General features: G+C 40.2%; 4 protein-coding genes and 3 pseudogenes. 1 reads left to right on the top strand and 6 read right to left on the bottom strand.

What is annotated here, in order from left to right:
* Positions 1 to 338 (top strand): annotated as a pseudogene (locus tag VU18_RS18870) (single-stranded-DNA-specific exonuclease RecJ); the annotation flags it as partial.
* A gap of 273 nt (positions 339 to 611) precedes the next feature.
* Here the strand turns inward: VU18_RS18870 and VU18_RS02435 are convergent.
* From VU18_RS02435 to arsC, 6 genes and pseudogenes are all read right to left on the bottom strand, one after another.
* The gene (locus tag VU18_RS02435) at positions 612 to 1,103 is read right to left on the bottom strand and encodes a GNAT family N-acetyltransferase (RefSeq protein WP_011230097.1); all 492 of its coding nucleotides are present in this window, start codon (positions 1,101 to 1,103) and stop codon (positions 612 to 614) included.
* A 127-nt stretch (positions 1,104 to 1,230) separates the two neighbouring features.
* Positions 1,231 to 1,637: pseudogene (locus VU18_RS18865) on the bottom strand (methyltransferase domain-containing protein); the annotation flags it as partial.
* A gap of 1 nt (position 1,638) precedes the next feature.
* The coding region (locus VU18_RS18860; protein ID WP_236687254.1) for a methyltransferase domain-containing protein at positions 1,639 to 2,025 on the bottom strand (387 nt) is incomplete at its 3' end.
* 13 nt (positions 2,026 to 2,038) lie between these two features.
* Positions 2,039 to 2,759 (bottom strand): annotated as a pseudogene (locus VU18_RS02425) (permease).
* Between the two features lie 109 nt (positions 2,760 to 2,868).
* A complete protein-coding gene (locus VU18_RS02420) occupies positions 2,869 to 3,315 on the bottom strand; it encodes a MarR family winged helix-turn-helix transcriptional regulator (protein ID WP_011230094.1) in 447 nt (148 codons plus the stop codon).
* Between the two features lie 148 nt (positions 3,316 to 3,463).
* On the bottom strand, positions 3,464 to 3,845 hold a 382-nt coding region (arsC, locus tag VU18_RS02415), incomplete at its 5' end, for an arsenate reductase (thioredoxin) (protein ID WP_082218519.1).

The raw sequence follows: 3,845 nt of genomic DNA, 5'->3' as shown, positions 1-3,845 counted from the left end.
AACCGCCACTAACTCCAAAATTAAAATATATTAGTACAATTCCCTTACATCAGTTCCCTATGCATATTTTTGATGACTTAGGCGTTTTAGAACCATTCGGAATGTCATTTCCAAAGCCGTTGTTTTATTGCTCACCGCTGGTAATCAAGCAATTCCAAGTATTCGGAAAAAACAATGAACATTTAAAATTAATAACAAATGATAAAAAAGCCATTGCCTTCTTTAAAGGAGCAATGGCAAACAAACTCCAACAACAATCGTTAGCTGAATGTCTTTACACTCCTAGCTGTCCGATAAAAAAAGATTTTTTAATTCATGATCTTCGTTTCATCCAATAACAAAAGAGCCTTGGAAAAAGTTAAATACAAACCCGTGGTGCTAGATAATCAACTAGCACCACGGGTAAATACAATTAACAAAATATACTGTTTTTTGCAGAGGAGGACATAACCCACAACGAGGGGCTGTACATTGACAGAATGGTATATGGAAATAACACAATTGTATTTGGATCTAACTCTAGTGGCAGATTTATTTTGGTTCGCTATGAATCCGAGAATAATCTGCCACTTTTATATATACAAAGTGATTACATAATATAAAATTCATAATCAGTCTATACCTACAACTGGACTGCGACGCTCAAGCAATACCACATCACGCCATACCCCATTTAACTTTCCTATACGTTGTCGGATACCAACTTCACGAAATCCAACACTTTGATGTAAACGTAAACTTGGTATGTTTTCAGGGAAAATCCCTGCTGTTAATGTCCAAAATCCTTTTGCCTCGGATTCTTTGATCATAGCTTGTAGAAGTTTTTTTCCCACTCCTTTTCCCCGACTCACATCTCGAACATACACACTCACCTCTCCCACCCCTTCATACACGCAGCGATCCGATACTTTACTTATCTTACACCAGCCTTGAATGCCTTCTTCGTTTTCAGCGACCAAACATAAATTTGCGGCAATGGTCGATTCCCATTTTTCAAACGATGGTGCTGTCGTTTCAAACGTTGCTTGTCCTGTCGCAATTCCTTGCTCGTAAATTTCCTTCACTTGCATCCAATCCTCTTTGCGAAAGCTACGAATGTTCATATGAAAAATCCCTCCTTATTTTCATACAGAAAAGGCACTAGGAATCGCCTAATGCCTTTTCCATGTAACATTAGCAACACTCACGCTTTTCTTCCCCAACGAGTTCCGATCTGTTACACCACATTTTTTAAGGTTTCATTGCTTTAATGATCGCAGAAACAATGTAATCCTCGATGTTCGCTCCAGGCACCCAATCTTTGATAAACTCCTTCGATTCATCTTTTGGTTCAATGGTGATCTGTGTGAATCCACTCTGTTGTAACATGGATTCCAGTTCACCAATCGATGCTGCTCCTGATACGCAGCCCGAATACAAGACATCCATATTGTTTTTGATTTCCGATGGAAGTTCTGCCGTCGCCACAACGTCGGAAATGACAAGGCGCCCTCCTGGTTTCAGCACACGATAGGCTTCCTTGAACACCTGGGGCTTATCTGGAGAAAGATTAATGACGCAATTGGAAATAATGACATCCACCGAACCATCTGCCACCGGTAAATATTCGATTTCTCCTAACCGAAATTCAGTATTGGNAAAGCCACCCTTGGCAGCATTGTTGCGTGCTTTGCTGATCATTTCTGGTGTCATATCCACACCAATGACGCGCCCGGTTTCTCCGACCTGACGAGCAGCCAAAAAGCAATCGAAACCGGCACCACAACCAAGATCCAACACCACATCTCCGGGGTTCAATTCCGCAATTGCTAGCGGGTTGCCGCAACCAAGTCCAAGATTAGCTCCTTCTGGCACGGCAGATAATTCCTCATCCGAGTATCCTAGTTTTGCTGATACCTCATTAGGTGTACCACAACATCCGGAAGAGTCTGAACAACAGCTTCTAGAATTTACTTCCTGCAGCGCAATTTGCTTATAGCGGCTGCGGACATTTTGCCGGATTTGATCGTTATTAACGTGATTCATAAGTTATCACTCCTTAAATGATATAGAATAAAAATCCTGATAACGTTGCCATCGTCATGACAGAACCTACAAACGCAAAGACCAGCTTCTTTCTAAAGATACTGTGTAATCATGTGATCTCCGGTAAGCTTGCCCCTGCTGAGCTAACCATCGGCGCCATAACAGGTCCTAATGCCATGCCTTTTGCAATCAACATTTGTGAAATGGGAATCATCGTGAAAAGGCGGATATACAAAGGAATTCCGATGATTGCTGCAAGTGGAACAAGCCACCACTTATCACCCCCCATATAGGTTGAAATCCATTCTGTCAGTACAGCACCATGAATAATGGCTTCAATGCCTGCACCCAAAAGCAAATATGGATAAACCGTTTTTATTAAGTGAAAGGTCTCCTGTAAAGCTTCTCTCATGTTTCGTTTCTTTCCGATCTCTACTTCTCCTTTTTTTACTCCGAGTGTCGCAGCCATGAGTGTCAATATGATTGGATCGAGCACAGGAGAATCAAAGAGAAAAATCATCACAATACCGAAACGGACCTTCTGGTTTAAAAGCGATACGACAACTGGGATCGTAGAACATGAGCAAAACGCAAACGCGACAGCAACCAATGCTCCGAATAACGGATGGCGCTTTGTTAACAAACTTTGCATTTTATCATAAGGAATATATCCTTACTGAAAAGTGAATGACGAACGAAATAGCCAAAAACAAAAGAGTTAATTCTAACGCAATATAAGAGAAAGTCTTGAAAAATCGCTATGCTCATTGATTATCTCTCCTTATTTTATTTGCAAATTACAACTATATGTTTAACAAACAGGCAAGCCTAGATATACTTGCCTCAAAATAACGGTTTACAACATACACTTGATTTTGCCATACACTCATTCAACAATTTAATCGAACGAATCACGGTTTCTTTCTCAAATTCCGTCATATGTGAAAACACTTCTTCTAGATATCGATTTATTTCTCGATCAATGGTTGTTGCGATAAACTTTCCTTCGGTGGTTAACGATAACGTGTATACTCTTCGATCTTCAGGAAGCGGCGTTTTTTTTACTAATCCCTTTTTCACTAAATTTTGAATCTGTCTGCTGAACGTGGTAATATCCATTCCTAATGCTTCAGCCACTTGTTGCATGGAGGGATGTTCTCTTTTGTCAATTTCATAAAGAATATGGCTTTGAACGAGAGAAATATCTACATCATCAATCGAACAGCAATTTTTATTTAGCAATCCAAAACGACGTGTCATCACTTGAAACAACTCTCTAATGTTTTCCATTTTTTCACCTCTATAATTATTTATATCACATTATTTGCATATTGCAACTTTTTAATTTAGAAAATAGAATAAAATTTCACCAATTTTTATCATGATTTCCCCTCCTGTAAAATCAGCCGAGAAGATTCTTCTCGGCTGTCATTTAGTCTTATTCGCCTGTTTCAGCAAATTTTTTGATGCGCGCGCCGATTTCATCGCGAACACGACGGAATACAGCTAATTTTTCCTCCTCCGTTCCTTCCGCCTTTGCCGGATCATCAAATCCCCAATGAACACGTTTCACATTTGGTGGGGTTACTGGACAATGGTCCGCTGCATGACCACATAATGTTACTACCAAATCCGCTTTATTTAAAATTTCCGGATCAATGATATCCGATGTCTGGTTCGAAATATCAATTCCTACTTCTTTCATGACTTTTACCGCGTTTGGATTTAGTCCATGCGCTTCAATACCGGCGCTGTACACTTCCCACTCGTCGCCAAGATATTTTTTTGCCCATCCTTCTGCCATTTGGCTGCGGCAAGAG

The sequence above is a fragment of the Geobacillus sp. ZGt-1 genome, assembly GCF_001026865.1.
Taxonomy (GTDB): Bacteria; Bacillota; Bacilli; order Bacillales; family Anoxybacillaceae; genus Geobacillus; species Geobacillus thermoleovorans.
The sequence above is the reverse complement of the archived record's forward strand: the minus strand, read 5'-3'. Positions and strand labels throughout refer to the sequence as shown.